The sequence below is a fragment of the Mycobacterium sp. THU-M104 genome (assembly GCF_049197365.1).
Classification (GTDB): Bacteria; Actinomycetota; Actinomycetes; order Mycobacteriales; family Mycobacteriaceae; genus Mycobacterium.
The window spans coordinates 1-3608 of the sequence record NZ_JBMIOP010000101.1; the positions used below are offsets into that span (position 1 = coordinate 1).

Annotated in this window: 5 protein-coding genes; 2 read left to right on the forward strand and 3 right to left on the reverse strand. The window is 71.2% G+C overall.

Annotated features, from left to right (window positions below):
• Window positions 1-20: 20 nt before the first annotated feature.
• Together ACOJVU_RS09295 and ACOJVU_RS09300 are read right to left on the reverse strand one after the other, a co-directional pair.
• Window positions 21-962 carry a hypothetical protein gene (locus ACOJVU_RS09295; RefSeq protein WP_421529508.1) on the reverse strand — a complete coding sequence of 314 codons (942 nt, stop codon included), beginning with the start codon at window positions 960-962 and terminating at the stop codon, window positions 21-23.
• A 44-nt stretch (window positions 963-1006) separates the two neighbouring features.
• Window positions 1007-1678, reverse strand: coding sequence for a hypothetical protein (locus ACOJVU_RS09300; protein WP_421529509.1), 672 nt, complete (start codon window positions 1676-1678; stop codon window positions 1007-1009).
• A gap of 113 nt (window positions 1679-1791) precedes the next feature.
• Here ACOJVU_RS09300 and ACOJVU_RS09305 point away from each other — a divergent pair, with 113 nt between their 5' ends.
• Window positions 1792-3111: a mannosyltransferase gene (locus ACOJVU_RS09305; protein ID WP_421529510.1), complete on the forward strand. Its 1320-nt coding sequence runs from the start codon at window positions 1792-1794 to the stop codon at window positions 3109-3111.
• Here the strand turns inward: ACOJVU_RS09305 and ACOJVU_RS09310 are convergent.
• Window positions 3089-3373 carry a 4a-hydroxytetrahydrobiopterin dehydratase gene (locus ACOJVU_RS09310; RefSeq protein WP_421529511.1) on the reverse strand — a complete coding sequence of 95 codons (285 nt, stop codon included), beginning with the start codon at window positions 3371-3373 and terminating at the stop codon, window positions 3089-3091. The two genes, ACOJVU_RS09305 and ACOJVU_RS09310, sit on opposite strands and share 23 nt — an antisense overlap.
• Window positions 3374-3399: 26 nt before the next feature.
• On the opposite strand from ACOJVU_RS09310, the gene ACOJVU_RS09315 reads away from it, so the two are divergent.
• Window positions 3400-3608, forward strand: a 209-nt coding sequence (locus ACOJVU_RS09315) for an NUDIX domain-containing protein (protein ID WP_421529512.1), incomplete at its 3' end; no start/stop codon positions are given.

Below are 3608 nucleotides of genomic sequence, written 5' to 3' on the forward strand. Positions count from 1 at the left end.
GGTCGGGCTCTACGCGGGCTCTACGGCACCACCGTCGAGCCGATCGTGGGCATGAACTGACACTGCTTTTCCTTGGTGGTCACCTGCCCGAAGATCGTCGACATGACGCTTCCCGAGCCCGTGTCGGCGATTGCGGTCAGCGTCGTCGGCCCTTCCGGGTTGATATCGGAGCGGGGCTTGAGCGCGACGGTGCCGGACTTGCCGGTCGTGAGGTTCACCCAGGTGACGTTCAACGGGAGCTTCTGCACCTCGGCCGGGCCGGGTGTGCCCACCGCGGTGAACACGTAGGCGGTCTGGCCCGGGCCCGGACCTGGCAGCGGGATCGTTGCCGGACCTGCCACCGACAGCGCGGTCGCGATCGAGTTGCCGCCGTCGGCAACGCAATTGGTGCCGATCGACGGGTACAGAAAGTCCTGGGTGGGCGGGGCGTCGCGGCCGAAATCCGGAGTCGGCGCAGCCGCCGGCGCGGGTCCGGGCGCCGCGGAATCCGGAACCGGGGCGGCCAGTGCCGCGGCCGGCGGCGTGTTTGCCGGTGGCACGGCAGGGGCGGCGAAGGGCGCCGGGCCCACCGCGTGTGCCGGGTCGACGCCCGTGGGCAGGTGTGCCTGCAGGCCGGGCTGCAGCCCCTCCGGTGGCACGTGCGCGACCGGCGCCTGGACGAAGTGGTCCACCGACGCGGCCACGTTCTTGGACTCGGCGGGAGCGGTCGGGCTGTGGGTGAAGGCCTGTGCGGCCGCCATGAGCAGCTGGGTCGCCTGCTCGGGGTTGCCGGCCGCCTGCTGGATGATCGGGCTCAGCTCCGACAACGCCGGCAGTCCCGGCATTTGCTGGGCCGAGCTCGACTGCGGTGGAGGCGGCGGTGCGGCCGGGTCGGCCGCCGCGCTGGGGCAGAGCCCGAACGCGGCGGCCGATGCCACGGCCACGATCGCCAATCCTTCGGGCAGTTTCCTGATGTGTGCCACGAGTCCTCCGGTCCTGGTAGTGGGTTAGCCGACTGAGTGGCTGATCAGGGCAGGGCCGAAAGCAGTCCCGGCGCTGCGGCGGCGGGCGCCGCGGCGGCCGGTGCGCCCGAGGCCAAACCCGACAGGTCGCCGGGCAGCGTGACCTGTGGCGGCACTTTCACCGGCAGGCCCGGCAGTGCGGGCATGTCGATCTTGGCCTGCGGCAGACCGGCGGCCGGCGTCCCCGCGGCCGGCGCCGAAGCAGCCGGAGCGGCAGCGCCGGGCAGGGAGATCGGCAGGCCCGGGATCGGCGACGCCGCCGGGGCCGGAGCAGTCGCCGGTGCCGGTGATGTCAGGCCCGGGATCGACGCCGGCAGTCCTGGAATCGCCGGGGCGCTCTGCGCCGCGGGTGCGGTGGCCGCCGGCGTCAGCCCGGGGATCGGGGGCAGGCCCGCCGAGGTCGCCGCGGGCGCCGTCGCCGCCGCCGGGGTCAAACCCGGGAAGCTGATGCCGGGAGCCGACGGAGGAGCCGCGGGCGGCGTGGCGCCGAGTGCGGTCGCGAGGCTCTGCAGGATCTGCGGCGCGTTGGCCGCCGAGCTGATCAGCTGCTGCGGAATGTCCTGCACGGGCGGAAGAGCCGGTACCGGATCGGCGTGGGCGATACCGCCCGTCAAAAGCGCTGCGGACGAACCGACTACGACGGCGGTTGCACGCAGATAGGTCCAGATGGTTGGCATGTCTCTCCCTGGTTGTCGACGACAGGTCCCGTGCCAGAAGTTACGTCGATACTGATGGGACTCAAGTGACACGTGTGGCATTTATTCGATCGTGACTCGTTCGAGTGACAGCGGTGACCGGGCGACCGCCGTACCGTGACCGGCCGCGGGGGGCTTCGCCGTCGGCACGCCTTAAAGTCGGAGGGATCGACACCACCTCGGTCGCCCCGGCGGCAACCAACGACGCCAGGCCGGCGCACCGGCTCAGCACCGTCGCGCCGGTGCTGTTGATCCTCAGCGTCGCCGCCCGCCTCGCCTGGACGTATGTGGCGCGCAACGGGGCGAACTTCGTCGACCTGCATGTGTATCTGGGCGGCTCGGCCGCACTCGATCATCCGGGCACCCTGTACAGCTACGTGTACGCCGACCAGACGCCGGACTTCCCGCTGCCGTTCACCTACCCGCCGTTCGCGGCGGTGGTGTTCTACCCGCTGCACCTGTTGCCGTTCGGACTGGTCGCCTTCGTGTGGCAGATCGCGACCGTGGCCGCGTTGTACGGCTCGATCCGGATCAGCCAGCGGTTGATGGGCGTTGCCTCGGGCGCCGGCCACCGCGTGGCGATGCTGTGGACGGCAGTCGCGATCTGGATCGAACCGCTGCGCAGCACGTTCGACTACGGGCAGATCAATGTGCTGCTGATGCTGGCGGTGCTGTGGGCGGTCGCGACCTCGCGGTGGTGGCTGTCCGGCCTGTTGGTCGGCACGGCAGCCGGGATCAAGCTGACCCCGGCGATCGCCGGGGTCTACCTGCTGGGCGCCCGGCGGTGGGCGGCCGCGGTGTCCTCGGCCGTGGTGTTCGCCGCGACCGTCGGATTGTCGGCTCTGGTCGTCGGCGGCCAGGCTCGCTACTACTTCACCCGACTGCTCGGCGACGCGCACCGCGTCGGGCCCGTCGCCACCTCGTTCAACCAATCATGGCGCGGCGGCATCTCCCGGATCGTCGGTTATGACGCCGGCTATGGTCCGCCGGTGCTCGCCGCCCTCGGCGGTACAGCTGTCCTGGCCGCGCTGGCGTGGTGGGCGCTGGGGTCCGGGGATCGGCTCGGCAGATTGCTGGTGGTCGAGGTGTTCGGGCTGCTGCTCTCGCCGATCTCCTGGACCCACCACTGGGTATGGCTGGTCCCGCTGATGATGTGGCTGCTGCACGGACCCCTGAGTGCGCGCCGCGGCACGCGGATCCTGGGCTGGACCTGGCTGGCACTCACCGTCGTCGGCGTGCCGTGGCTGCTCAGCTTCGTGCAACCGAGCATCTGGACGATCCACCGCCCGTGGTACCTGGCCTGGGCCGGCCTGGTCTACATCGGCGCCGCGGTCGCGACCCTGGGCTGGATCGCCGGCACCAGCCGGCGCGACATCGGGCCGACCGGCCGGATCAGCCTCCGACGATCCCGTTGATGTCGCGCGCCATCGCGATGTCGTTCTGGGTGATGCCGCCCTCGGAGTGCGTCACCAAAGCGAAAGTCACTGTTCGCCAGCGGATATCGATGTCGGGGTGATGATCTCGGCTCTCAGCGTGCTCGGCCACCCGGCGTACCGCGTCGATCCCGCCCAGGAACGTCGGGAACGTGATCGACCGGCGCAGGACGCCTTCGGCGCGCTCCCATCCGTTCAGTTCGGGCAGCGCTGCGTCCACTTGCTCATCCGATAACACAGCCATGACCCGACGGTATACCCTCACTGGCCATGCCCACCCAGATCGTCGTCGCCGCGGCCGTCATCTCCGGCTCCGCGGTCCTGGTGGCCCAACGGGTGCGGCCGCCGGAGCTGGCCGGCCGCTGGGAACTGCCCGGCGGCAAGGTCGCGGCCGGTGAATCCGAGCGCGATGCGCTGGCCCGGGAACTGGCCGAGGAGCTGGGTGTGGCGGCGGCCGACGTCGTGGTGGGCGACCGGCT

Bases quoted from the DNA above. Each gene is read 5' to 3' on its own strand.
- ACOJVU_RS09300 (WP_421529509.1), bottom strand. From the start codon at position 1,678: ATGCCAACCATCTGGACCTATCTGCGTGCAACCGCCGTCGTAGTCGGT.
- ACOJVU_RS09310 (WP_421529511.1), bottom strand. From the start codon at position 3,373: ATGGCTGTGTTATCGGATGAGCAAGTGGACGCAGCGCTGCCCGAACTG.